The 23,019-nt window shown below is 67.2% G+C and carries 25 protein-coding genes; 10 read left to right on the plus strand and 15 right to left on the minus strand.

All coding sequences use genetic code 11. The features are described 5' to 3' along the window. Positions 1 to 11: 11 nt before the first annotated feature. The 7 genes from ACYR7D_RS10225 to ACYR7D_RS10255 are packed head-to-tail and all read right to left on the minus strand — an operon-like array spanning position 12 to position 5,291. The gene (locus ACYR7D_RS10225; protein ID WP_459549362.1) at positions 12 to 1,670 is read right to left on the minus strand and encodes a replication initiator; all 1,659 of its coding nucleotides are present in this window, start codon (positions 1,668 to 1,670) and stop codon (positions 12 to 14) included. Then, positions 1,670 to 2,350: a hypothetical protein gene (locus ACYR7D_RS10230; RefSeq protein ID WP_459549363.1), complete on the minus strand. Its 681-nt coding sequence runs from the start codon at positions 2,348 to 2,350 to the stop codon at positions 1,670 to 1,672. The genes ACYR7D_RS10225 and ACYR7D_RS10230 overlap by 1 nt, the downstream gene beginning before the upstream one ends. Further along, positions 2,347 to 2,547 carry a hypothetical protein gene (locus ACYR7D_RS10235; protein WP_459549364.1) on the minus strand — a complete coding sequence of 67 codons (201 nt, stop codon included), beginning with the start codon at positions 2,545 to 2,547 and terminating at the stop codon, positions 2,347 to 2,349. Before ACYR7D_RS10235 ends, ACYR7D_RS10230 begins: the two co-directional genes overlap by 4 nt. A gap of 44 nt (positions 2,548 to 2,591) precedes the next feature. Then, positions 2,592 to 3,899 (minus strand): FtsK/SpoIIIE domain-containing protein, encoded by a 1,308-nt coding sequence (locus ACYR7D_RS10240; protein WP_459549365.1) that lies wholly within the window; start codon positions 3,897 to 3,899, stop codon positions 2,592 to 2,594. After that, positions 3,899 to 4,135 carry a hypothetical protein gene (locus tag ACYR7D_RS10245; protein ID WP_459549366.1) on the minus strand — a complete coding sequence of 79 codons (237 nt, stop codon included), beginning with the start codon at positions 4,133 to 4,135 and terminating at the stop codon, positions 3,899 to 3,901. Before ACYR7D_RS10245 ends, ACYR7D_RS10240 begins: the two co-directional genes overlap by 1 nt. Next, positions 4,135 to 4,833 (minus strand): DUF2637 domain-containing protein, encoded by a 699-nt coding sequence (locus ACYR7D_RS10250; RefSeq protein ID WP_459549367.1) that lies wholly within the window; start codon positions 4,831 to 4,833, stop codon positions 4,135 to 4,137. Before ACYR7D_RS10250 ends, ACYR7D_RS10245 begins: the two co-directional genes overlap by 1 nt. Further along, the gene (locus ACYR7D_RS10255) at positions 4,833 to 5,291 is read right to left on the minus strand and encodes a hypothetical protein (RefSeq protein WP_459549368.1); all 459 of its coding nucleotides are present in this window, start codon (positions 5,289 to 5,291) and stop codon (positions 4,833 to 4,835) included. The genes ACYR7D_RS10250 and ACYR7D_RS10255 overlap by 1 nt, the downstream gene beginning before the upstream one ends. Positions 5,292 to 5,497: 206 nt before the next feature. Between ACYR7D_RS10255 and ACYR7D_RS10260 the strand changes: the two genes are divergently transcribed. Then, complete coding sequence (locus ACYR7D_RS10260) at positions 5,498 to 6,178, plus strand: GntR family transcriptional regulator (RefSeq protein ID WP_459549369.1); 681 nt, start codon at positions 5,498 to 5,500, stop codon at positions 6,176 to 6,178. Between the two features lie 65 nt (positions 6,179 to 6,243). Here the strand turns inward: ACYR7D_RS10260 and ACYR7D_RS10265 are convergent, their stop codons facing one another. After that, positions 6,244 to 7,134: a class I SAM-dependent methyltransferase gene (locus ACYR7D_RS10265; protein ID WP_459549370.1), complete on the minus strand. Its 891-nt coding sequence runs from the start codon at positions 7,132 to 7,134 to the stop codon at positions 6,244 to 6,246. A 345-nt stretch (positions 7,135 to 7,479) separates the two neighbouring features. Between ACYR7D_RS10265 and ACYR7D_RS10270 the strand changes: the two genes are divergently transcribed. Both ACYR7D_RS10270 and ACYR7D_RS10275 read left to right on the plus strand, forming a co-directional pair. Continuing rightward, positions 7,480 to 7,971, plus strand: coding sequence for a hypothetical protein (locus ACYR7D_RS10270; RefSeq protein WP_459549371.1), 492 nt, complete (start codon positions 7,480 to 7,482; stop codon positions 7,969 to 7,971). Positions 7,972 to 8,231: 260 nt separating this feature from the next. Continuing rightward, positions 8,232 to 8,444: a hypothetical protein gene (locus ACYR7D_RS10275; protein WP_459549372.1), complete on the plus strand. Its 213-nt coding sequence runs from the start codon at positions 8,232 to 8,234 to the stop codon at positions 8,442 to 8,444. A 414-nt stretch (positions 8,445 to 8,858) separates the two neighbouring features. On the opposite strand, the gene ACYR7D_RS10280 is transcribed toward ACYR7D_RS10275, so the two are convergent. Then, a complete protein-coding gene (locus tag ACYR7D_RS10280) occupies positions 8,859 to 9,110 on the minus strand; it encodes a Smr/MutS family protein (RefSeq protein ID WP_459549373.1) in 252 nt (83 codons plus the stop codon). A gap of 142 nt (positions 9,111 to 9,252) precedes the next feature. Next, positions 9,253 to 10,047, minus strand: a complete 795-nt coding sequence (locus ACYR7D_RS10285; protein ID WP_459549374.1) for an SDR family NAD(P)-dependent oxidoreductase — start codon at positions 10,045 to 10,047, stop codon at positions 9,253 to 9,255. Positions 10,048 to 10,163: 116 nt separating this feature from the next. Between ACYR7D_RS10285 and ACYR7D_RS10290 the strand changes: the two genes are divergently transcribed. Both ACYR7D_RS10290 and ACYR7D_RS10295 read left to right on the plus strand, forming a co-directional pair. Next, positions 10,164 to 10,721: a TetR/AcrR family transcriptional regulator gene (locus ACYR7D_RS10290; protein WP_459549375.1), complete on the plus strand. Its 558-nt coding sequence runs from the start codon at positions 10,164 to 10,166 to the stop codon at positions 10,719 to 10,721. Between the two features lie 585 nt (positions 10,722 to 11,306). Further along, the gene (locus ACYR7D_RS10295; RefSeq protein ID WP_459549376.1) at positions 11,307 to 11,924 is read left to right on the plus strand and encodes a DUF6069 family protein; all 618 of its coding nucleotides are present in this window, start codon (positions 11,307 to 11,309) and stop codon (positions 11,922 to 11,924) included. On the opposite strand, the gene ACYR7D_RS10300 is transcribed toward ACYR7D_RS10295, so the two are convergent. After that, positions 11,896 to 12,948 (minus strand): NADP-dependent oxidoreductase, encoded by a 1,053-nt coding sequence (locus ACYR7D_RS10300; protein WP_459549377.1) that lies wholly within the window; start codon positions 12,946 to 12,948, stop codon positions 11,896 to 11,898. The two genes, ACYR7D_RS10295 and ACYR7D_RS10300, sit on opposite strands and share 29 nt — an antisense overlap. 169 nt (positions 12,949 to 13,117) lie before the next feature. On the opposite strand from ACYR7D_RS10300, the gene ACYR7D_RS10305 reads away from it, so the two are divergent. Next, positions 13,118 to 14,107 (plus strand): sulfite exporter TauE/SafE family protein, encoded by a 990-nt coding sequence (locus ACYR7D_RS10305; RefSeq protein WP_459549378.1) that lies wholly within the window; start codon positions 13,118 to 13,120, stop codon positions 14,105 to 14,107. Positions 14,108 to 14,270: 163 nt separating this feature from the next. Here the strand turns inward: ACYR7D_RS10305 and ACYR7D_RS10310 are convergent, their stop codons facing one another. Then, positions 14,271 to 15,809, minus strand: coding sequence for an MFS transporter (locus ACYR7D_RS10310; protein WP_459549379.1), 1,539 nt, complete (start codon positions 15,807 to 15,809; stop codon positions 14,271 to 14,273). A gap of 227 nt (positions 15,810 to 16,036) precedes the next feature. Between ACYR7D_RS10310 and ACYR7D_RS10315 the strand changes: the two genes are divergently transcribed. Next, a complete protein-coding gene (locus ACYR7D_RS10315; protein ID WP_459549380.1) occupies positions 16,037 to 17,272 on the plus strand; it encodes a serine hydrolase in 1,236 nt (411 codons plus the stop codon). 12 nt (positions 17,273 to 17,284) lie between these two features. Here ACYR7D_RS10315 and ACYR7D_RS10320 read toward each other — a convergent pair whose 3' ends face one another. Together ACYR7D_RS10320 and ACYR7D_RS10325 are read right to left on the minus strand one after the other, a co-directional pair. Further along, the gene (locus tag ACYR7D_RS10320; protein ID WP_459549381.1) at positions 17,285 to 17,845 is read right to left on the minus strand and encodes a TetR family transcriptional regulator C-terminal domain-containing protein; all 561 of its coding nucleotides are present in this window, start codon (positions 17,843 to 17,845) and stop codon (positions 17,285 to 17,287) included. 84 nt (positions 17,846 to 17,929) lie between these two features. After that, positions 17,930 to 18,931 (minus strand): SDR family NAD(P)-dependent oxidoreductase, encoded by a 1,002-nt coding sequence (locus tag ACYR7D_RS10325; protein WP_459549382.1) that lies wholly within the window; start codon positions 18,929 to 18,931, stop codon positions 17,930 to 17,932. Between the two features lie 133 nt (positions 18,932 to 19,064). On the opposite strand from ACYR7D_RS10325, the gene ACYR7D_RS10330 reads away from it, so the two are divergent. After that, positions 19,065 to 19,517 carry a hypothetical protein gene (locus tag ACYR7D_RS10330; protein ID WP_459549383.1) on the plus strand — a complete coding sequence of 151 codons (453 nt, stop codon included), beginning with the start codon at positions 19,065 to 19,067 and terminating at the stop codon, positions 19,515 to 19,517. A 447-nt stretch (positions 19,518 to 19,964) separates the two neighbouring features. Next, a complete protein-coding gene (locus ACYR7D_RS10335) occupies positions 19,965 to 21,050 on the plus strand; it encodes a DUF4349 domain-containing protein (protein ID WP_459549384.1) in 1,086 nt (361 codons plus the stop codon). 55 nt (positions 21,051 to 21,105) lie between these two features. Here ACYR7D_RS10335 and ACYR7D_RS10340 read toward each other — a convergent pair whose 3' ends face one another. Then, positions 21,106 to 22,209 (minus strand): serine hydrolase domain-containing protein, encoded by a 1,104-nt coding sequence (locus tag ACYR7D_RS10340; protein ID WP_459549385.1) that lies wholly within the window; start codon positions 22,207 to 22,209, stop codon positions 21,106 to 21,108. Between the two features lie 154 nt (positions 22,210 to 22,363). Here ACYR7D_RS10340 and ACYR7D_RS10345 point away from each other — a divergent pair, with 154 nt between their 5' ends. After that, on the plus strand, positions 22,364 to 23,017 hold the full coding sequence (locus ACYR7D_RS10345) for a DedA family protein (RefSeq protein WP_459549386.1): 654 nt from the start codon (positions 22,364 to 22,366) through the stop codon (positions 23,015 to 23,017). Positions 23,018 to 23,019 lie beyond the last annotated feature (2 nt).

Here is a 23,019-nt window from a genome sequence, read left to right on the forward strand (position 1 = left end):
TGTTCTCCTTCCTATGCGGCTTCTGGGATTGCCGAGATTCCGAGTTGGTCCGGTGGCCCGGCTTCGAGCAGGGCGCGGTTGTATTCGGCGCGCCAGCTGATGCGTTGGGCGATGGTGGTCATGATGATGTGGTCTCGGGGTGGTGCGTTCTTGTCGCCGGGTTTGACCAGCGAGTACCGCAGGTTGGGGTTGTCCGGCTTGGCGATGCCGTATTCGGCGAGCAGCGCCCGGACGAACGCGACCCGATCGGCCTGGTGATCGGGAAGAGTTTTGCCCGACCACTGCCGCGAGTTCGGGGTGCGTTTGCCGGGGATGCCGAGCAGGTCCCGGCGATGCACCTTGCCCCGGCAGCGGCCGGGAACGGTTTTGTCGGTGGCCCCGACCGGGACGATGCCGTAACGCAGCCAGACCGGGCAGGTTTTCGAGCACGGGATGTGCTGCAACTCCGCGTGCAGGCGGTCGTAGTGGTCGGCCGCGGCCTGGGTGTCGGGCTCCAGAACCTCATTGATGGACTTGGTGAGGTACTTCGTCATGTACCCGATGTGGCGGGCGGCTTCCTGGGTGCCGCCGAGGATGCCCTTGGAATCGACCTGGGGTCCGAACCGGATCACATGCGCCGGTTCCCAGTCCTCCATGCCGCCGAGGACATCGAGTGCGTCATCGAACCCGAGCAGCGCGGCCCCGGTGTCCGGGTCGACGAACGTGCCCTGCTGTGGGTCCCACATCGGCACCGTATCGCCGGGGTAGAGCTCGTCTCGAGGGTCGAAGCGGGGCCACCACACCTGGAAGTAGGTGGCGGCGGTGACCTGCCGGATGATCTGGTGCGAGATCGCGCCCCGCAACGCCACGTGCAAATGTGGGGCGCCGCGGCGCTGGGGTTCGATGGTGCCCCAGTACTGGACGTTGTAGCCGACCACCCGCCGCAGGTTCTGTATCCAGCGGTCGACGAGCTGGGCGAAGAACACGATGTCGCGGGCCGCGCGCTGGTAGTCGTAGCTGCCGGTGTCTCGGGGGGAGCCGTCGGAGCGCACCTGCCCGTAGGACGGCAGGGTGAGGGTGACGAACATCGAGGGCCGGAACTTGCCCGCGAACTGCTGGCCGATGGTGTGCTTGGACACCTTGCGCCGCGGCAGGTCCGGGGCGTCCTGGCGCCGGGCGGTGGAGCGTTTCCGCCGCGGCTTGGCCTCCCGATCCAGATCCGGCAGCCGCCCCCGGAACCCGGATTCCTTCATTTCCGCGTCCAGGTCGGCCACGATATCCCGGATCGCGCCCATCATCTCGGTGTCCCCATCGTGCTTGGCCTGCTGGTAGGTGTCGAAGAAGTCCGACCGCGCGGCGAGCAAACCGGTTTGGGCCTCGGTGGGGTCCTGGGGTGCGAGCACGGGTTCTTTGTCCAGGTGCCAGCCCTCGCGGCACTGGGTGATACGCAGGAACTTGTTGCGCATCGCGCAGGGGGCGCACACCGATTCCAGGGTGGCCTTGCAGGGCACACCGATGTAGTTGTTGCGGCCGGCCTCGGGGTCGAACACCTTCATGATCAGGGGCCGGGTGCAGACGCCGAACTTTGCGGCGGTGGCTTCGGCGACACCCCGAAAGTCCGGCAGGCTACGACGCTCGGCGGCAGTCTGCCGGACCGGGACCCCGGCATCAGTCGAGGTAACAGGGTTCATCAGGCAGCATGTCCTTCCGGTTTGATCCAGGAATCCACCCGCGGCAACAGCACCGTCTCGGCCAGGGCGTCCCCGTGGCGGAACCGCAGCTCCACGGTGGCCGGGCCGACGATGCTGGCGTGGCACTGCTCGGCTTGGAAGGCGTGGGCGATGACCTCGACGCGATGGTCGTAGTCGGCGGGGCACTGGCCTTCCAGCATCCGCAGCCGCACCCGGTCCGTGCCCTCCCCGATGCCGACCGCCAGCAGTTTCGGTGCGGCGGTGCGGGTGCCGAGGTTCACGGTGAGGTGGCACGCCTTCATCAACCGGCCCCAGTTCCGCCGATACCGCCACCAGGTCAGGAACCGGGTCCGCGCGCGGTCGGTGATCCACCGGCGAAACATGTCCGGGTGTTCGCGGCGCCACAGCAGCAACAGCGCCGTGCACGCGATCGCGACCGCGACCCCGGACGGCCAGCCGACCAGCACCCCGACCCCGACCGCGGCGGCCAGCGGGACGGAGATAGGTGGGAACAAGATGGCCCAATGGATCGCGACCCCGGCCCCGATCACCAGATACCAGCCGGTGTGCAGGACCGCCAGGCCGAGCAGATCAAAGGGGTCGCGGCGCTGCTGGGCGCCGGTGGTGACGGTGGTCGTGGTCGAATTGCCGTGGTGGGCGGTCGACAGGGTCAGACTCATGCCGCCCACCCCGAACCGTCGCCGCCGTCGTCGTGGTAGGTGGTGAAGTCCCAACCGGGAACCTGGCCGGTTTCGGCGAGCAGGTGCACCGCCACCGATACCGGGTCGTGGCCGGCACGTTCCAGAGCACAGCGACGCCGGGCGGCCAGATCGACCACATCCGCGGTCGTGTCAGCGGGAAGGGGGTTACGGGCCATGGTTTTTGCTCCGTTCGAGATGCGGGTAGAAGTGGGCAGACGGGTCATGCCGCTACCAGTCCGGGGCCGTCGTTGTCGCCGAGGTCGTCGGGGTCGAACCCGGCATAGTCGGCCTGCGGGGCCAGGTCCGGTAGGGCCGGGGAATAGGTGTCCACGATCCGGTCGGCGTCGGTGTCGGAGACCCAGTAGGCGCGCACCCGCACGAACTCCCGGGTCCCGTCCTCCCCGACATAACCGACCCCGGGGGTGTGTTCCGATATCTCGTCGCAGCGGGCCCCGCGATCCCGGGCGCCCTGCCCGTGCACCATGGTGGTCTGGGTCGGCTCATCCAGGCGCAGCCCGATCCGGATCGGGAACAGCTGCCGATTCGGCATGGTCTCCTTGGACGGGTCCTGCAACGCCGCCACCACCGACACCCCCGCCGCTCTGCCCTGGGACAGCAGCAACCCGGTCAACCGGCGGAACTCGTTCTGTTCCTCGCGGGTGGCATAGGCCGACAGGGAGGCAGCCTCGTCGATGATGATCACGATGAGTGGTTCGTCCGCGGAGGGAACCAGCTTGCGCAGGCCAGCGGTCCGCATGCGGGAAAGCCGTTCCCGCATCACGTGTTCGGCCTCGGACAGCATGCCCAAAATGGATTCGGAGTCGACAGCGAAACGGACGAACAAGCGGTTCTCTCCGCGGCCGAACTCCGCGCCGCCCTTGGGATCGGCGAGCCACACATCAACGAGGCCGGCCTTGATGGCGGGGCCGAGACCGTTGAGCAGCGACCACAACACGCTGCCCTTCCCGGAGCCGGTGGCCCCGGCCAGCAGGATGTGTCCGTAGAGCACTCGCAGCCGCCACACGTCGTGGTCTTCGGTGACACCGACCGGCACCGCTTCCAGGTCCACCCCGTAAGCGAGCAGGTCGGTGACCGATACCGGGTCGGCGAGGGTGTCGAGGGTGCGCAGGTGCAGGTGCACGAACCCCGGCGCCGGGGAGGTGACCAGCACGTCGGGGACCGCGAAGTAGTGCGCCAGCGCATCGCGGGTGGCGTCGCTGTTCCAGTCCCGCAGTGACTGGCCGCCCAGCATCTGCACCTCCACCAGCATCCCGAACTCGGTCAGGGTGGCGGCGGTGACGTTCGGAAACCCGGTTTCCCAAGAGCCCAGGCCGAGGGCGGGCCACATCACCGCGAGTTGGGCGGAGTCGGTGACGATCGCCACGGCCGGTTGCAGTTCGGGTGGGGCGGAGGGGGACCGGTCGGCGGGATCGGGCTGCAGCACCCCGGCCGCGGAACGCCAGCGCCACAGGGTGAATGCCGTCACCGCTGCCGAGCCGCTCCAGATCAGCACATCGGGGGAGATCATCACGCCTCTCCTTCCGGCTTGGCGAGCTCGCAGAACATCCGACACCCCTGGGCATCGGCCGGGGGTGCGGGCGGCTCGGCGCAGAACATCGCGCAGTCCTGAGTGCTCGGCGGCCGGTCCTCGCAGAACATCGCGCACGGAGCCGGGGACGGGTTCGCCACGGCGTCGGCGGCGGGGACGGTGGCCAGCAGCGGCACGAGCACCGCGGTGGCCAGGACAGTGGTTTTGGAGAACATCACAGACCCCCAACAGGGACAGCGATCGGCAACATGGTTTGCGCCGGTCGCACGGAACGAACAGGAGAAGACGGCACGACAGGTGCCGGAACAGGAGGCGCCGCCACCGGATCGGTCACCGACGCCGAAACAGGAGCAGGAACAGGGGTAGGGGCGGGCGCCGGTTCGGGTACCGGTTCCGCAGCGGGATCGGCAGGCGCCACTACCGGAACGGACGCGGGTGCGGGCTCGGGCACCGGTTCGGACACAGACTCCGGTTGTGCCTGGGCGTGGGTGCGTTGGCGGGCCGCGACCCGGAACAACAACGCCAGCCCGTGGGTATCGACCAGCAGCGAGACCGGGGCCACCGCCGCCACCAACGCCGCCGCCCATCCGGGAAGCGGTTGCCCGGCCGCGACCGCATGCACCGAATTCCCGGCGACCGAGACCAGCGCGCCCACGATCAGCACGCCGAGGAAGAAGCGGCGCTCGCCCGGGTGGTGGGCACACACCAGCAGCCCGAAGGTGGCCAGCAGGATCGTGCCGTCCACGATCAGCGGGAACAGCCAGGCGTCGTCGACCGGCATCCGGGCCAGGCGGGCGAGGTCTTCCAGGGTGGAAAACGACAGCCGGAACGCCGCCGCTCCCACCCCGAGGATGATCAGGGCGGCGGACCAGCGCGCCAGACGCATCCCCGCCGACTGATCCGCCGCCCGCATCACGCCGCCTTACCGGACGAGCGGGCCGCCCCCGGATCGGCCGGACCCTGCTTCGCGCCGGAGGTGTCGCCGACGATGCCGGTGGCGCGGATGTTCCAGCCGATGGACTTGAACTCACCTTGGCCGGTGATCTTCGGCTTGACCTGCAAGCCCTCCAACACGATCGGCCGCATCCCCCGGGCCACCTCCGGCGCCGACGGGACCGGCTGCACATCGGCGACGAACACCAGATCGAAACTGGCCTGCTTCGCGTTCGGCGCCGCCGGATCGGTCACCGTCGCCTTCCACAACCGCTTCCCGGTGCCGTTGCCCTCGGCATCCAGGTCCAGACGCTGCCGCTTGGGCGCGTTGCGATCGGAGTTGAACTCCGTCATCGGCGCGACCTCACCCAGCAGGAACAGCCCCATCGGGAACGCGTCATCGAACGAGGGAGTGAACCACAGATCCTTCATAGCCATCTCTGAAACTCCTTGCTGATGTGGTGTTGACCTCTGCACTTTCTGTGTATACGCAACACCGTATACGCAGTTGCGTATACGCACAAGAGGTTTGCGCATACGCAGAAGCAAGCGGGATTGACGCGCATACGCGCAAAGGGGCGTAGCCTGGTCATTTGTGTATACGCAGTTGCGTATGGACAGGCCTACGAGCGAAGGGGCATTCGATGACCGAGCCTGCATACGTCCGGATCGCGGGAGAGATCGCACGCGACATCCGCAGCGGCGCTCTACCCGCACGGACGCAACTCCCCAGCTACGCGGAACTGGCGAAACAGCACAACGTTTCGGAAATCGTCATCCGCAAGGTCAGGGACCTACTCCTGAGCCAGGGACTCGTCTACGCCATCGAACGCCGCGGCTTGTTCGTCGCCGCCCGACCGACCCTGGTTCGGATCTCCCCCGAGCGGCAGATGGAGGACCCCGAGGTGACCTTCGCCAACGAATCAGCTGGCGGAGACGACGAAGTCCGCATCGAGCGCGAGTCGTCGATAGTGCCGGCCGACGCCGAACTGGCGGATATCTTCGGGATCAACCCCGGTGACGACATCGAGCACATCACCGTATCCGCATCCGAGTACGGAAAACCGACCTCGATCTCCGACAGCTACCAACTGCCCGGCACCAACGTTGCCGAAGCCGAGCAGCTGGAAGAGACACTGGCCGACCGGCCACCGTCACCGACACACGCCGTCTGGCTCGAAATCGCCTCCGGCGAACTGGTGAAAACCGTCCACCAGCGGTTCCTCAAGAACGATGGGCAAGTGCTGATGATCTCCGACGTGTCCTACCCGAAGGACCGCTACGACTCGTTCGTGTTCCGCATGAACCTCGAGCCGCAACCCTGACCCGACCCCAAAACAGAACATGGCCCGATCCCCACGCCGAGGACCGGGCCATGTTTCGTTTCCGGCTACGGTTGCCGAACCCACCCTTGCGCGACGTCGGCGAGGTTCCACCAAGACACGTACTTTTCGTCGACACTCTCCAGCGACCAGGCCGCCGACAGCCGATCGAAGAACGCATCGTCCCCGGTTTTGCCGCCCTTGGGCTCGCCCAGGAACACCAGCCGCCGCCCACCGCGCGACTCGAACAGCTCCAACGCTTCCGAGGCCATCGTGTTACCCCAGCCCGGCGGCCAGCACAGGAACAGCACCGCGTCCTCGTCCAGGGCGGCGGCGAACTCGTCGAGACCACCGACCGGGAACCACACGGCAGGCTGCCCGGGGGTTGCCGGGAAGGACGGGTTTGCCGAAGCGTCCGGCGGCTCGGAATCGAACGCCTTCACCGTTACACCCTGGTCTGCCAGTAGCCGCGCCCAGTACCCACGACCGGCGCCCAGCTCGACCACCGTGCGACCGCCCGTGAACGTCTTCACCCACTCCAGCGTCTCGGGAGAGGGGACCGCGTAGGCGTAAGCAGCCTGCAGGATCGTTTGTACGAACCCCAGCCGAACGCTGCCGTTCGCGCTGCCGCCGTTGACCACGCGCCGTGCACCATCGGCGCCCACGGCCGGGCCGACGATCTCCCAATACGGATTGCCGAACTCCGTGGCACCGCCGGTCATGAAGTGCACGAACCGCAGATCGAACGCCGCATCGGCCTCAGGATCACCGGTCCCTGACAGCATCGGCGCGGTATCCAGATACTCGGCGACCTTCGGATACTCCGCCGTCAACCGCGGCCCATCATCGAGCAACGCGGCCAGTTCGGTGCGACGTTCAGGCGAGAGCACGAGACCAGTCATGCCCTCGATTCTTCCGGCGCACAGCACGTTCCGCGAGTGGTTGCCGAATTTCGCCATACAGGATCAAGAGGCGCCGGCGCTGCGCGCCGCCGCCGCACTACGGCGCGCAGCGGCCTTGCTCGTACCTCGCCGCCCGGCGCGCCGGTGCGTCGGCCGCACGCTACGCCAGCACCCACCGATCCGAGATTGCCGAATTTTCGATAACCGAGAAGTGTGGGCACGACGAGAGCCGTACCCGGCCGACCTCCCGCAGTCGAGCACGAATCGGCCGCACCCTGCCCGGTCAACCGGCTGTGGTTCAGTCTCGTGCCAGGTTCTCGGGACTCCGCTTCCGTCCGTAACGCCAGCCCAGGCCGCCACGACTGCATCGAGGTGAAGACTCTCGGGGACATTCTCCAACTGTTGGGCACGATCGTGACGGCTGGTGGCCTGATCTATGCATGGGAGAAGGCCACCCGGCGCCTGTCGGCACTGATGGAAAGCGGCCAACGCCAGATGAACAGCATTCGCGCCGCTCTGACCGGTCGCCGTGACGCGGTAGTTCATGCCATCGTTGCCGAAGCGTCGGCAGAGGGCAGCGCCTCCGTGCGGATTGTGGTGCACCACGTTGTTGATCCGAGCCTGCCTGTTCAACGCCAGATCGAAGGACTCGCGGAGGAGACCCGGCACCTACGGGATGCCATCGCAAACCTGCAAGCGGACATATCCCGGGTCGAGAACGCTCCACGCCTTGAGGCATCGGACGTCGACAAGGCCGTCTCGGCAGCGCTGGACACCTTCAAGTCTGAGCTGGACACCAAAGCCGGGAAAGACTATCTGTGGGCCATCGGGGGAATTGCCTGCACATTCATTGGAATGGCACTGACTCAGACTGCAGCGCTACTCGCTAACTAGGGTCGAGAATTGAGGCGCGACCTTCGGCCGCGTGGCCCTGCTGTGTGATGGCCTGCATTGTGTTCCCGCGCCCCTCCACCGTCAAGGGCGCCTACGGCGTCACTACGTGATGGCTAACGCCACCCTTGACCGTGGAGCCTCTACGCGAGAAAGGCAGGCCCTATGGGGCAGGCGGGGAAGCCAGCCCCCGTATGCGCAGTCCATCACCCAGCAGAGCCAAACCCGTGGAAGCGGCAGGCGGAGACCTGTACGTTGCCGTGATGGATATCAGCGACATGTTCAACGACCTGCACCTGCTCGAAGTCGACGAGCGAAGCCACGGTGCGGCAGCCTTCCGCGATGTCATCGCGGATGAGGCGCAAGCAAACAGTGGCAATGTGAAGATCGGCACCGTGATCGGCGCACTGATCGCTGCGCTCAACACGATCGAAAGGCGAGTGTCCGCCCTCGAAGATGAAATGGATGCACAGTAGGCGCAGTCTGATCTCCACCGGCGCCTTGGAGTCCGCAGTCAGTCCGCAGTAGATACGCACACGACAAACCCCGCCAACGTTGCTAGCGGGGTTTTTCCCAGGTCACGACGATTCACCAACATCTACAAACGATGCCGTGACCTGCAATTATTCAGCTTGCCAACCTTAAAATCCGCCAAGTGTGGGTTCGAGTCCCACTGGGGGCACTGCTGTGCCGCAGGTAGACCGCCGTTTTCGCGGTCTGTTGCGCGACGGCCGCCACCGGATCGTCCGTACCGGCAGACCCCGCCCGGCCCGCCGGCCATGGCGGCGGGCCAGTGCGTATCGGCTGTTTCGGCCGATCGTTTCCGCCTGTCTCCGCATCCGTCCTGTCGGCCGACCCCATGCTTCCCGCAGGGCATGGGGACGCTCCGGTCAGAAATGGACGAGAACCCGGCCCTCGTTTCCCGGATCTGTCTCGATACGCCGGTAGAACTTTTTCAAGCTCGGCTGGGCGAGTTTCGCGAGCACACGGCGCTTCAGGGTTCCGGAACCTTTGCCCGGGATTATCTCCAAACAGCCGGCCTTCTGCGCAGCCGCACGGAAGATCGCGCTACGCACCGCGTTGTCGATATCGCGATCACTCCGGAAAACCGGGTGAAGATCAACTGTCAGTGTCTCGGCCACATTCGACTCCTGAATCCGAGTGAGATGCGCGATCTCATCGTTACTCCTTTCTGGTCATAGTGCCTCTCGATGGCGGATCCAGGTGTTCCCAATGTCAGGAGTGGGCTTGGCTGCTGGTGCGGGATGATGTTCCATCCGTGCGCTATTTCTCTGCCCGGAGGGTTTCGAGTGCGGCGGCCAGGCGAGTGGCGTCGTTCTCGTCGTGCGGGCCGATTGTGAGCGGCAGTTCGGCGGCGCCGCGGTAAGCGGCTCGGCCCGGCGCCGGGTTGTCGATGATGCCGATGATCGGCTGGATCGCATCCTGCGGGCGTTGCCCCAGGAGTTTCCCGAGAACGGCGGCGGCCACCTTCATTCCCATACCGACCTCACCGGCGAAGCTGGAACGGACAAGCCGAGCGGGGCCCCAGGTCATATAGCCGAGCTCGGGATTCCGGGCGGTGGCGAGGATGCCGAGCAGTTCGTTGGCGCGGCGCTGCTGCGCGTTCGATCGTGCGAAGGTGAATCCGTGGACCATCTCCGGATCCGCGAAGTCGATGGCGTCCGCGCGGGCGCCGGGGACCGCGGTGTTGACGACGACCGGTTGCGCACTTGCGCGCAGGAGGTCCGCGAGTTCTGTGACGAGCAGGAACTTTCCGAGGAAGAACAGTGCCCAGGAGGCTTCGTGTCCCTCGCTGGTGGTGTGCCGGCGTTGTCTGATGAACGAGGCCGCGAGTACCAGCGCGTCTATGCGCTCGTGATCTTTCCGTAGGCGAGCGACCACGCGGCGGTTCTCCTCGACGAGGGAGAGGTCGGCCTCGATGAAATCCGTCCGGAGTGTGGCGGGGCGGGTCCGGGGCGCGACGTCCGCGACCAGTGTGTCGAATTTGGCGCGGTTACGACCGACCGCAACCACTCGGTCTCCTTCTGCGAGGTAGTGGCGCGTCAGTGCGGCGCCCATTCCGTCGTCCCCCTGGTGATCACGATCGTCCGCACAACACACTCCTTTTCCGGAACATCTGTTCCGGAAAAGGGTAGCAATACGGAACGTATGTTCCGTATTGCTACGCTGAGCCCATGGCAGCCGGCCGGAAGCAGCGGCGTGACGCCGCGGCGAACAAGGAACGGATTCTGGCCGCGGCCGAAGAAACCTTCCGGCGCCACGGCTTATCCGTCGATATGCGTGCGGTAGCGGCCGCGGCGGGGGTCGGTATCGGCACGCTGTACCGGCATTTCCCCACGAGGGAAGACCTTCTGCGAGCCGTTACCGGAGCCGATTTCGCGGGACTCACGGTGGCGCACCTGCCGGAGGGGGCCGAGGCGATCGAGGGGTTGCGGCAGTTCTTCACCACGACCCTGACCCGGCTCACCGCCAACAAGGCGATGACCGACCTGCTCGCCGCCGGATCCCCCTCCGAAGCGGACCTCGAGCGATGCCTCGCCCACCTGCGCGGCATCGGCCGCGAGGCTGTCGAACGATCCGGTGCCGACCGCACCCTCGCCACGGACGTGACCGCGGAGGACATCGCCTTCCAGTTCCTCGGGCTCATCCGGATCGCGCAGTTGATCACCGAACCGGGTCAGGGTGTGCTCGAGCACCAGGTAGACCTCGCCCTACGGGCCCTGGCGCGATAGACCGGAACCCGAAGCGGCTGTGTAACAAGGCTTTCGGACTCTCCGATGAAGCAGCGGATCCGTACCAGCGGGTCCGGATCAGATACGGAAGGTATGTTTCGAGATGCATCGAGTTTCCCGCGTCACCGTCGCCGCCCTACTATCCGGCGCCGCCCTGTTGCCACTCGCTCCCGCGCAGGCCGCGACCATGCCGCAGCCCGCGGCGGAATCCGTTGCCGTACCTGTCGCTACGACATCGGTCGCGACTCCGATAGGTTCCTCGTCGGCGGATATCTTCTGCGTCGTCATCAAATTCTTGAAGGGTGGCTGGGCGGGCCGTCAAACCGACTGCTCGTTCTGATGAGCGGGGCCCGGGCCATCGCGGAGATGCCCACCCGGATGTGAATGCGGTCCGGCTCTTTGCTCGATTCGCCACCCCGGCCGAATACCGGCTCGTCCGGGGCCTTCGCTCGAGGCGGTGACGGCTCCGAGTCCGCTCTCCTGAGCGCCGTATCGGGGAGCCCGCCGTGGCCGCGTTTCGAGGGTTCGCGATATGCGCACCCGATTCGGGTGGGGTGTCCCGCCCATAGGGGGTACTTTCCCCCTATGACGGAACCGCCTTACAACTACGGGCGCCCTGACCCCCGCTCCCAGGGTTACCCGCCCACGCAGGCCTACTCCCGGCAGCAGGGTCACGCACAGCAACCGCCCGATTACCCGCATCAGGTGGAGTACGGGCACCAGGTCGAATACGGGTCCCGGGCGGACTACCCCGAGGAGTCGTCGAACGAGCCGAAAATCAATCTGGGACGGTTGTGGGCGGGCGGGATCGGTACGGCCGTTGTCGTCGCGCTGGTGATCGTGGTGCTGATCATGCTGGTTCGCGGCATCTTGCGTATTTCGGTCCTCTCCCCGGAGGGCGAGGGCGCCTACGGAACCGTGTCGACCACCTCGTACGCCATCGCCGGAGGTGCCGCCGCTATCGCGGCGACCGGGTTGCTGAACCTACTGCTGGCGCTGATGCCCAGCCCGATGCAGTTCTTCTACTGGATCACCGGGCTGGTGACGGCGTTGGCGACGCTGGTGCCGTTCACCTTGGTGGCCGGCGTCGATGCCAAGATCGCGACGGCCGTGATCAACCTGATCGCCGGGTTGTGCATCATATCGTTGCTCGGTGGGATCGGTTCCGGAGCGCTCATCCGGCGTCCGCAGTCGCAGTACTGATCGCGGCCGGGCGCACCTGGACGAGCTGTTTACCGAGATTGGCTCCGTCGAAAAGTCGTTGCAGGGCGGCGGGGGCATCGGCGAGTCCTTCGACGATGTCCTCCGCCCAGCGCAGCTCGCCCGCCGCCACCCAGCCGGCGAGCTGGGTGAGTGCCGCCGGGAAATCGGCGTGGTGGTCGTAGAAGATGAAACCCTCCATGCGGGCGCGGCGGAAGGCCAGCTGCATGTAGTTGGCGGGGCCCGCGCCGTAACCGGCGGCCGTATAGCCGGAGGAGATGGATCCGCACAGCGCGATCCGCGCGTGTAGGGCCAAGTGGTCGAGGGCGCTCTCCAGTAGCGCGCCGCCCACATTGTCGAAGACCGCGGTGAGACCGTCGGGCGCGAACGCGCGCAACGCGGCCGGAATATCGTCGTCCCGGTAGTTCAGGCAGCTGTCGAATCGGGCGGTATCGCGCACCCACGCGACCTTCTCCGGTGAACCCGCCGTCCCTATCACGCGTGCGCCGAGCAAGCCCGCGATCTGCCCGGCCAAGGAGCCGACGCTACCGGCCGCACCGGTGACCAGTACGGTATCGGAGCCGGTGACCTCCAGTACTCGCCTGACACCCAGATAAGCGGTCAAACCGCTCACCCCGAAAACCGTGAGCATATGGCGGGGATCGACACCCGCGGGCACCGGTTCGACACCGAACAATCCGCCCTGGCGTGCGACGGTGTATTCCTGCCAGCCGAGTTCGCCGAAGACCCATTGCCCTTCCGGTAGCGCGGGGTTGCGGGAGGCGATGACGCGACCCACGCCGCTGCCGCGCATCACCTCGCCCACACCGACCGGTGCGATGTATGTGGTCGCCGGGTTGAGCCAGGTCCGCTGGGTGGCGTCGATACCGAGCCACACCACCTCCACCAGCGCTTCCCCGTTTTCCAGTACCGGAAAGGGTGCGCTCTCCTCGGCGAAGGTGCCGGCGGTGATCCCGGCGGCCGGCCGCTCGCGGAGAACGATCCGGCGGAAACTGCGGTCGGTCACGACGGGCAGTGTCCACCATCGCTGCGGTTCGTGTCAGCTTCTTTTCCGCGTCGTACAGCCGCTGTCCGGGGAGGCCGGGGTATTGCGTTCATCATGATCGCAACCCGTGTCGTGGCGGTGGTCGCGCCGTAGCCTCGGATCTCCGGTCCAGGTTCGGGAGCACACCGTCATGATCAAATTACTCGTATTCACTCTTGTGGGACTCGGCGCGCAGATCGTCGACGGCACTCTCGGAATGGCCTTCGGTGTCACCGCGACGACACTGCTCGTGCTCAGTGGTACGGGCGCTGCCCACGCCAGCGCGGCGGTGCACTTCGCCGAGGTGGCCACCACCCTGGCCTCGGGGGCCTCGCACTGGCGCTTCGGCAATATCGACTGGCGGACGGTGCTACGGCTCGGGGTGCCGGGCGGTGTGGGCGCCTTCCTCGGCGCGACGGTGCTCTCCCGGATCTCCACTGAATCCGCCGCACCGGTCACCGCGGGCATCCTGCTGGCGATCGGTGTCTTCCTGGTCATCCGTTTCTCGTCGCGGCCGCCGAGCTTCGCCCCTTCGGAGGAGACCGCGCATTCGGCGAAGTTCCTGTCCCCGCTCGGCCTGTTCGGCGGCTTCATCGACGCCAGCGGCGGCGGTGGCTGGGGACCGGTCACCACCAGCACCCTGCTGACCACCGGTAGGACGGCGCCCCGCACCGTCATCGGTTCGGTGAGCGCGTCGGAATTCATCGTATCGGCGGCCGCGAGCGTCGGCTTCCTACTGGGGCTGGGCTCGGAATTCTTCGACAACCTGCTGATCATCGCGGGTCTGGCACTCGGTGGTGTGCTGGCGGCGCCGCTGGCGGCATGGCTGGTGAGCCGGGTGGCACCGGCCGTCCTCGGTACCGGGGTCGGCGGTCTGCTGGTGCTCACCAACTCGCGCACCTTGTTCGAATTCTTCGATATCGAAGGTGCTTTGCGCACCCTCACCTATGTGTTGATCGTGGTGGCGACCATCGTGCTCACCGGTTACGCGTGGCGTAAGAGCCGTCGCGCCGCGGCCGTGGAAACCCCGGACGCCGTGGAAGCCCCGCCGACGCCGAGGGGTGCGGCGGGTACGTCCGTCGTGGGCGACGCCGACGGCGCAGCGAGCGCACCGGAAACCGCGCAGGTGCCGGCCGGGTAGGTTCGACAGGCCGGTTCCGTCTGCGGTGCGGGTAACCGGTGCGGAAGGAGACCACGCCCGGTACCCGGAGGAAAGTCCGGGAGCCGGGCGCGATGGTGTGGAGCGGCATCCTCGTCCGTCGCCGCCCGCGCTGCGGGGTGCGGAACGCGGCGGCGCGTCGCGGTCAACGGTTCGTCGCAGCGGCCTCGTTCGGTATCGGAGCCCGGCCGCCGGCCCGGCCCGGGGCCCACGCGCCCAGCGCGAAAGCCATCACCACGGTCAGGATTCCCAGCGCCAGCGAGGCCTGCTGGGCGCCGTGCGCGAAGGCTTCCTTGGCGAAATCGGCGAGCGGGGCGGCCACCGGCCCCGCCCGTTCGGTGACCTCCAGCGCGGCGGCCAGCGAATCACCGACCGGTCCCCGGGCCGCTTCGGGCAGGCTGGGCAGCGCCGGGGCGATCTTGTCCGCGTAGCCCACGGCCAGGATGCTGCCGGAGATCGCGATACCGATGGCCGCGCCGACTTCCCGGGAGGCATCGTTCACCGCGGAGGCCACCCCGTGCTTCTCCGGGGGCGTGCCGTTGATGATGGCGGCCGTGGCCGGGGCGGTGCACAGGCCGAGACCGGTACTGAGGATCAGCAACGGCCAGAGCACGTCGAGGTAATCGCTGTCCACCGTGGTGCGGGAGACCAGGATGAGCGCGCTGCCCACACACAGCAGGCCGAAGAAGGTGGGCAGCCGCAGTCCGAAGCGTTCGGCCAGCCGGGGCGCGAAGATCGAGATACCGATGAGTGGCGCGATCATCGGCGCCATCGCCACCGCCGACATGAGCGGGGAGTACCCGAAGATCAACTGCATGTACTGGACGAACAGCAGGAAGTAACCGAACGCCACCAGGAACTGCACGCCGACACTCACCGCCCCGCTGCCGAAGCCGCGGTCGGCGAACAGGCGAACGTCCAGCAGCGGATGCGATACCCGCAGTTCCACCGTCGCGAAGCCGATTCCCGCGAGGATTCCGGCGCCGAAAAGTGCGAGTACCAGCGGATCGCCCCAGCCGCGCACCGGCGCCTCGATAGCGCCCACCACGATGGCGCCGACGGCGACCGCGGCGGTGATCCCGCCCCAGAAGTCCAGTGGCGGGCGGGTGTCGTCGACCGATTCCGGGACGGTGCATCCGGCCACGGCCAGTACCGTCCCGGCCGCCGTCATCGCGATGAAGATCGCTTGCCAGGACCAGATCTGCAGCAGCAGGCCCGAGCCGAGAATTCCCAGTACCGCGCCGCCGCTGACCACCCCGGCCCACAGCCCGACGGCCACCCCGCGGCGTTCCGGAGGGAAACCGCCGGTCAGCAGGGAAAGGGTGGACGGCATGACCAGCGCCGCGCCGACGCCCGCGAGCGCCCGTGAGGCGATGAGCCACTGCGGTGCGTCCAGGAGAAGCGGGACGGTGGAGGCCAGGGCGAAGACCACCAGACCGGCCACCATCATGATCCGGCGGCCGTACCGGTCACCCAGTGCGCCGGAGAAGAGGACCAGGCAGGCGAGCGCGAGGGTGTAGCCGTCCACGACCCAGGTGAGTTGCTGCTGGGTGGCGCCGGTATCCGCGGCGATCTCGGGGAGTGCGGTGTAGAGGGCGGCCATGGCGGCGATAACCAGTGCGACCGCCATCGAGGAGAGGGCCAGTAGCCAGATATGGGCCCGGGACAGGGTCGCAGACGTCATGGTCACCTCTCGGCAGGAGGAAACAAGCAGTTGCTCCCACGATCAGAGCATAATTCCCCAGGCCCGCGACCAGTGATCTCCATCACTCCTGTGGGATCGTAGGAGCGCTTCGCCGCGCACGCCGGAAGAGGTGGCGGCCGTCCGGCAGCTCATGCACTGGTCTTCACCTGCGGTGTCGGAGCAATCGGCCGCATCGCCGCGGCCCGCGCGTGGCTACCCTGGGGCGAGTGAAGGCAGATACCGCGCTCCTGGTCCCGGTCACCGCCGATCTCGACGACATCACCGCCGTCGGCCCGGAAGACGATACGCCGGATACCGCGCCGATCTGGGAATCGGTACGCGAGTGGTACCGGCTGGGCAGCACCCCCGCGATCCAGATCTGCCTGCGCCGTAACGGTCGGGTGGTGCTGAACCGTGCGATCGGCCACGGGTGGGGCAACGCACCGGGCGACGGGCCGGAGGTCGAGCGAATTCCGGTTACCACGCAGACGCCGTTCTGCGGGTTCTCCACCGCGAAAGGCGTTTCCGCCGCGGTGATGTTCATGCTGATCGAAGAGGGCGCCTTCGGGTTCGACGATCCGGTCGGCGACTACATTCCCGAGTTCGCGGCGAACGGTAAGGGAGCCATCACCATCGGCCAAGTACTCACCCATACGGCCGGGGTCCCGTTCGTGACCCCGCCCTACCGCGGCCACGAACTCGTCTTCGACGAAGAGCTGTGCCTGCGTTTCCTGGCCGATGCGAAACCCAGCTATCCGGCCGGCCGGTTCCGTGTCTATCACGCGCTGACCAGTGGGCTCATCCAGCGGCTGCTGGTGCAGCGGGCCACCGGCAAACGGATCCGCGATCATCTGGCCGAGCGGGTGCTGGAACCATTGGGGTTCCGCTGGACGAATCTGGGCGTGCGGCCGGAAGACGTCGACGCGGTGGTGCCGAGTGTGAAAACCGGGCCGCCGCCCTCGTGGGCCGCCGCGTTCATCGCGGGTAAGGCACTCGGCGGAGGATTCGCCAAGGACGCGGTGAACCGGGAATCGAATCGGGCCTTCCTGACCGCCGAACTCCCCTCGGGGAATCTGGTGACGACCGCCGCGGAACTTTCCCGTTTCTACGAAATCCTCGCGCGGGGCGGGGAACTCGACGGAGTTCGTTTCCTGCGGCCGGAGACCGTCCGCGAGGCGGTGCGGCCCGCGCCCCGCGTGCCCGGGATCGCCGGGCGGGTGAGCCGGGCCGGCTACGAACTGGGCGGTCACCGTTCGAAATTCGGCCGCGATACCGCCGCGCATTTCGGGCGCAGTGGTTTCACCACCCAGTACGGCTGGGCCGATCCGGCGCGCGGGCTCAGCGGGGCGATCCTCACCAACGGTAAATCCTCGCTCGACGGTAAGCGCCCCTGGCAACTCGTCGCGCAGATCTCGGCCGCGTTCCCGCCGCTGGATCCGGCGGAGCGGGTTTTCGATCTCTGAGTTCCGGTGGGGTCAGCGCACGATCGAGGCGATATGGTGCCGCAGCACCCGCGTGGCCGAATCGTCCGGGGCCCCGTGCGGATAAACGGTTTCGAAGGCCAGCCCACCGAGTAGGGTGGCCAGTCGTTCCGTTTCCAGTTCGATCTCCTCGACCCCCACTCGGGCCAGCGCCTCCGCGAGTGTCGTCCGGTCGCGCTTGCCCATCCAGGCCGTTTCCGTGGCCATTCCGTCGACCCGGTGTGCGCCTGTGACGAGCTCGGTGCGCACGAGCAGGTCACGGCGATCACCGGTATCGAGGAGCAGGGCGCGGGCAATCGCTTCGAGATGGTCGCGCCGCTCCGCCACGGAGGTGGGGCGGGTAGTGCCGATCGCGGCCAGCAGACGATCCCGGCGGAGTTGGAGCTCTTTGGCCGCTGTCATCAGCAGGCCGTAACGGCTACCGTATTTCGCGCGCAGAACGCTCGAGCCGACCCCGGAACGGTCGGCCACGCGGCGCGGGGTCGTTTCGGCCACCCCGCGGCTCGCCACCAGATCGAATACGGCCTCCAGAGCGGCATTTCGTTCGTCGTCCACGGTGGACCATCTTCGCGCTCGCGGTATACGGGTCGCTACGGGGTGACCGATATGTGGGGGATGGGCCGGTCACCGACAGCTGGGTCACCAATAGGTGCCGGGAACCAACCGGGCGGCGCGTCGCAGAGTGGCCCGGGTGCCACGGACCACACGGACACCGGCCCGCGGAAGTGGCCCGGCGGCCCGGTCACGGCGGCTCCGCAATGGGGTATCGGTGGCCGGGAGGTCATGGGCAACGGTGGGAGACGGTGTGCGCGAGCCGGCCGGGGCCGGTTCGCTCCGGGTGCCGCGGGCGGCCGGGGAATCGGGCAGCATCCGGTAGTAGCGGTGCAGGACGGCATCGCGCAGGCGGGGGGCGAACAGGGCGCCGAATTCGCCGAGGGTGCCGACCGGGACATCGATGCGCCGGGGCCGTTCGGTGAGTGCGCGCACGATGGTGGCGGCCGCCCATTCCGGGGATTCGGCGCGGCCCTGATCGCCGGAGGGAGCGATCATGGGCGTGCGGACCAGCGGCATATGGATGGTGGTGAAGGTGACCCCGTCGGCCATCGTCTCCACCGCGGCCACCTCGGCGAACTTGTCCAGGGCCGCTTTGCTCGCCAGATAGGCGGAATAGCGCGGCGTGGCCACCTGGACCCCCGCGCTGCTGATATTGACGATATGACCGAATTTGCGCTCCCGCATCTGCGGTAGCAGGGCCAGGGTGAGCCGGAGAGCGCCGAAGTAGTTGACCGCCATGGTGCGTTCGTAATCGTGCAGCCGGTCGGTGGACCGGTGGATGGCGCGGCGGATGGAACGACCGGCGTTGTTCACCAGCATATCCACTCGGCCGTGTTCGCCCAGGAGCTTGCTCAGGACCACCTCTACCGAGGTGGAGTCGGTGATATCGCAGGGGTAACCGTAGGCCTCGCCGCCGGCGCCCCGGATCTCGTCGACGACCGCGGCGAGTTCGTCCTCGCGCCGGGCGAGCAGGAAGACGACCGCACCCTTGCGCGCGACAGCGTGGGCCGCGGCCCGGCCGATCCCGGAGGACGCGCCGGTGATGAGGATATGCCGTCCGGTGAGATCGCGTTTCGCTTCGCTCATGAACCGCCCCTTTGTACAGGTCTTTCCGCTGAACTTACTCCAAAGTAAGAAAGCCTGCCAGGTAAGCGGGCCATTCGAAAACGGGTTCGATTCCAACCGTCGAAATTCGAACATATGTGCGATAATGCTTGCTATGACGGACGATCGGATGGCGGATATCTATGCCGCGGTGCGGCTCGGCGGTGAAGATCGGGAGGCGGCGCGCCAGGCGCTGCAACTGCTGTGGGATCAACTCGGCACGGACGGGGAACCGTTGTACCGGAGCGTGGTCGCCCATCATCTGGCGGATGTCCAGGACACACCCGAAGGGGCGCTGCTCTGGGACATCCGGGCCCTCGATTCGGCCTTCGTGCCCGGCGTCCCCCTGGGTGAGGACCTGCTTGGGTTCCTGCCGTCGCTGTATCTCAGCCTCGCCGACAGTCACCGGCTGGTGGGCGATTTCGATATGGCGCGGATGCAACTGGCGCTGGCCCGGGGGCATGCGTCCGTCCTCGCCGACGACGCCTACGGACGGGTGATCCGAGCCGGTGTGGATCATGTGGCGACCCTGCTCGACGCCGAATCCACCGAACGAGTGGCCTGCTGACGCGCGGCAGCGGACGGCGCACCGGCCCGGTCGTCCCGTACGCCGAACTGCACGCGCATTCGGCGTTCGGTTTCCTCGACCCGACCGGCCGGTGGAGACGGCTGTTCCGCAAGCCGAAGCCCTGGCCGGCGCGGGTGCCCTCGGCGGACCGGGTGCTTCCGGCGAGAAGCGCTGTGGGCGGCCGCGGGGGGAGCGCTCCGATCGGCTACCCGGAACCGGCGCATCGACGAGCGCGCCCCCTCTCTCCGGAATGAGCGAACTGGAGCATGCCGCCGCGGACATCTGGGCGCCCGGGGGCTCGCCGGCCACCGGCGCGAGGCGGAATGTACGGGGACGTCCGGTGGATCGTCGATCCCTTCGCCGGCAACGACATACGAACCCGTCGAATCCGGCCCGCGCGCTGTTGTTTCCCGGCGAACCACCGGAATCGCGCATTACGCTGCCAGCATGCGAACGCTCGGCGTGTTGTCTCTGGTGGTGTGCGGGTCGGTACTGCTGGCCGGATGCGGGGGAACCGAGTCCGCCTCCACGAGTGCGGATCAGACGGTTTCCTTCGAAGGCGGCGCGCCCGCGCCCGCCGCGACTCCGGGTATCCGGGTGCAGAAGGCGCCGAGCCAGGAGCGGGCTCCCTCGCCCGCACCGGATGTCCCGGAGGACACGGTGCGCAAAGAAGTGGTCACCGGCACCGTGGACCTCACCGCCGAAGACCCGGTAGCGGTCGCGCAGACCCTGGCCGGCCGGGTGCTCGCGCTGGACGGCCGGATCGATCAGCGCACCGAGAATCCCGGGACCGACGATGCCGAGCCGCATGCCAATTTGATCATCCGGATCCCCGCCACCGAAACCGACGCGTTCATCGACGGGCTCGGCGATCTCGCCGAGGTCACCGAAATCAGCACCAGTCGTGAGGATGTCACCCTGCAGTGGCAGGACCTCGACGCCCGGATCACCGCGCTTCGCGCCTCCGTGGACCGGCTGCGCGATCTCATGGCACGCGCCGCGAACACCGCCGATCTGATCGCCGCGGAAGAGGCTCTCGCCGACCGGCAGGCCGAGCTGGACAGTCTCACCGGGCAGCGTCGTTACCTCGACGATCAGATCGCCCTGTCCACACTCGTCATCGATATCGGCACCGTCGCCGAGAAATCCGGTGATCCGGGCCCGAGCAACTTCTGGGACGGCGTGCTCGACGGCTGGAATTCACTGCTCGACTGGCTGAAAGGCGCGGTGGTATTCGCCGGGCAGGCGGTGCCGTGGCTCGTATTCGTCGCGGTGATCGGCGGTATCGCCAAAGTCTTCGCCGGACTGATCCGCCGCCGGTCCCGTCAGGATGATACCGCCGGTCGCCCGGCCGAGCCGCGATCCGAGACGGCGTCCGGGAAACCCCCCGTCTCCGCCGCGGCGACGGAGCAGGCCGACAAAACCGCCGGCGTATCGGACGCCTCCTCCGCGGGCACACCGGATTCTCCTGGTAAAGGCAAACCGGAAGCCGGCCGGACGAACACCGGACCCGGCGATCTGCCGGGCGAATAACCGCGGCCCCGGGACCGGTCGCGCCCACCTGTGGGCCGCCCCTCGACCACACGGGTCACTTCAGGCAGTACACCGAGGTGACCACCGCGTACATCGACAGCTCGTCCGGATCGTCGGCGGAAGCGATGACCATGGTCATCGCCCGGCCTTCGTCCGACCGCAACGCATAGGAGACATAACCGAGTAGTTCGCCACCGTGACCCCATACGGAGTCGCCGCACGGCGGGTCGAAGCGTTGCAGGCCCAGGCCGTAGTGGAAACCCATCCCGCCCATCGAAACGGTCCGCCGCATCTCCGTCAGCGCGTGCGGGCTGGTCAACCCGCCCGACAGCAGCGCGGTGAAGAACGTCTCGAGATCAGCGGTCGTGGAGATCATCTCCCCGGCCGCCCAGTCCAGTGACGGGTTCATCCTGGTGACCTCGGTCCGTTCCCCGTCGATGGTGCGGTAGGCGGCGAGCGCGGGCCGTGGGATACCGGGGTCGTCGCCGGGAACGGTGGTGGCGGTCAACCCCAGCGGAACGAGAATACGGTCGCGGATCTCGGTGCCGTAGGAGCGGCCGGTGACATGTTCGATCAACAGGCCGAGCACGATGTAGTTGGTGTTCGAGTAGCGGAACCGGGTACCGGGAGCGAAGTAGGGGTCGTGGCGCAGTGCCGTGGCCAGCAACTCCCGAGGTCGGTAGGAGGCGAACCGGTCCTTCCCGCGCCACCGGTTGGTCGACATACCTTGTTCTTTCATGTAGTCGTACAAACCGCTGGTGTGGTTGAGCAGCTGACGTACGGTGATCTGCTCGCCACCGGGAATCGGGTCGGGCAGCTGTCCGGCGATCGGCGCATCCAGCTCGATCCGGCCCTCGTCGACCAGTTGCAGTACGACGGTCGCGACGAAGGTCTTGGTGATACTGCCGATCCGGAACCGGGTCGCGGGGCCCGGTTCGGCGTCCTGATCGACGCCACTGCCCGCCGCGACGATATCCCGACGGCCGTCGTGGTCGGAGACTCGTAGCACGATATCGCTGTCCGCCAGCCGCGCCGCAGCTGCGGTGATACCCGTTGTCACCTGATCCCGGGCGGTGACCAGCGCCAGCGCCGCCACTGTCAGCGTCGTGACGACGATGGCGCTCGAGACGATCCCGAAACGGAAGAACTTCTGCCTCATGGGTTTCGACGCTAGAAATCGCACCCGGCCGCGGCGAGGGTGTACACCTGCCGCCCGAGGTGCGGAAAACCCCACCGGGAAGCTGCGGTTGTGCCCGCCGAGCCGGGTGGACGGCACTACTGTGTGTGGCCGTCACGCTCCATAGCTTCGAAATATGCCTCTTGCAATGGAATCGGCCGACGAGTTGACAGGTGTCGCTGCCTGGGCGGTCGGCCTGATGGAACGACTCGGCGGACTGGGTGCGGGCGCAGCCATCGCCCTGGAGAACCTCTTCCCGCCACTGCCCAGCGAGATCATTTTGCCGCTGGCCGGTTTCACGGCGAGCAAAGGACAGTTCTCGCTGGTGGAGGCGCTCGGCTGGACCACTCTCGGTTCCGTGGTCGGTGCGCTGGCACTATACGGCCTGGGCGTGCTGCTCGGCCGTGATCGGCTACGGGCGATCATCGATCGGATGCCGCTGGTGCAGTTGTCCGATTTCGATCGCACCGAGGAATGGTTCGCCCGGCACGGTGGTAAAGCCGTTTTCTTCGGTCGTATGATCCCGATCTTCCGTAGCCTGATCTCCATCCCGGCCGGAGTAGAGCGTATGCCGATCGGACGATTCACCGTGCTCACCACCGCCGGCAGCTCGATCTGGAACTCGGTCTTCGTACTGTCCGGGTACTTCCTCGGGGAGAACTGGCCGGTGGTGGAGACCTACGCGGGTTTCGTGCAGAAACTCGTGATTCTCGTGGTACTGGTGGCTGTCGCGGTGTATTGCGTGCGGGGGTGGACCCGGTACCGGCGGACCCGGCAAGTGAGAATATGACG

Source organism: Nocardia sp. X0981 (genome assembly GCF_977089955.1).

Excerpts from the sequence above, each read along its gene's own strand:
- ACYR7D_RS10225 (WP_459549362.1), bottom strand. The coding sequence starts at position 1,670 with ATGAACCCTGTTACCTCGACTGATGCCGGGGTCCCGGTCCGGCAGACT.
- ACYR7D_RS10230 (WP_459549363.1), bottom strand. The coding sequence starts at position 2,350 with ATGAGTCTGACCCTGTCGACCGCCCACCACGGCAATTCGACCACGACC.
- ACYR7D_RS10235 (WP_459549364.1), bottom strand. The coding sequence starts at position 2,547 with ATGGCCCGTAACCCCCTTCCCGCTGACACGACCGCGGATGTGGTCGAT.
- ACYR7D_RS10240 (WP_459549365.1), bottom strand. The coding sequence starts at position 3,899 with ATGATCTCCCCCGATGTGCTGATCTGGAGCGGCTCGGCAGCGGTGACG.
- ACYR7D_RS10245 (WP_459549366.1), bottom strand. The coding sequence starts at position 4,135 with ATGTTCTCCAAAACCACTGTCCTGGCCACCGCGGTGCTCGTGCCGCTG.
- ACYR7D_RS10250 (WP_459549367.1), bottom strand. The coding sequence starts at position 4,833 with ATGCGGGCGGCGGATCAGTCGGCGGGGATGCGTCTGGCGCGCTGGTCC.
- ACYR7D_RS10255 (WP_459549368.1), bottom strand. The coding sequence starts at position 5,291 with ATGGCTATGAAGGATCTGTGGTTCACTCCCTCGTTCGATGACGCGTTC.
- ACYR7D_RS10260 (WP_459549369.1), top strand. The coding sequence starts at position 5,498 with ATGACCGAGCCTGCATACGTCCGGATCGCGGGAGAGATCGCACGCGAC.
- ACYR7D_RS10265 (WP_459549370.1), bottom strand. The coding sequence starts at position 7,134 with ATGGCGAAATTCGGCAACCACTCGCGGAACGTGCTGTGCGCCGGAAGA.
- ACYR7D_RS10275 (WP_459549372.1), top strand. The coding sequence starts at position 8,232 with ATGGATATCAGCGACATGTTCAACGACCTGCACCTGCTCGAAGTCGAC.
- ACYR7D_RS10285 (WP_459549374.1), bottom strand. The coding sequence starts at position 10,047 with ATGGGCGCCGCACTGACGCGCCACTACCTCGCAGAAGGAGACCGAGTG.
- ACYR7D_RS10290 (WP_459549375.1), top strand. The coding sequence starts at position 10,164 with ATGGCAGCCGGCCGGAAGCAGCGGCGTGACGCCGCGGCGAACAAGGAA.
- ACYR7D_RS10295 (WP_459549376.1), top strand. The coding sequence starts at position 11,307 with ATGACGGAACCGCCTTACAACTACGGGCGCCCTGACCCCCGCTCCCAG.
- ACYR7D_RS10305 (WP_459549378.1), top strand. The coding sequence starts at position 13,118 with ATGATCAAATTACTCGTATTCACTCTTGTGGGACTCGGCGCGCAGATC.
- ACYR7D_RS10310 (WP_459549379.1), bottom strand. The coding sequence starts at position 15,809 with ATGACGTCTGCGACCCTGTCCCGGGCCCATATCTGGCTACTGGCCCTC.
- ACYR7D_RS10325 (WP_459549382.1), bottom strand. The coding sequence starts at position 18,931 with ATGAGCGAAGCGAAACGCGATCTCACCGGACGGCATATCCTCATCACC.
- ACYR7D_RS10330 (WP_459549383.1), top strand. The coding sequence starts at position 19,065 with ATGACGGACGATCGGATGGCGGATATCTATGCCGCGGTGCGGCTCGGC.
- ACYR7D_RS10335 (WP_459549384.1), top strand. The coding sequence starts at position 19,965 with ATGCGAACGCTCGGCGTGTTGTCTCTGGTGGTGTGCGGGTCGGTACTG.
- ACYR7D_RS10340 (WP_459549385.1), bottom strand. The coding sequence starts at position 22,209 with ATGAGGCAGAAGTTCTTCCGTTTCGGGATCGTCTCGAGCGCCATCGTC.
- ACYR7D_RS10345 (WP_459549386.1), top strand. The coding sequence starts at position 22,364 with ATGCCTCTTGCAATGGAATCGGCCGACGAGTTGACAGGTGTCGCTGCC.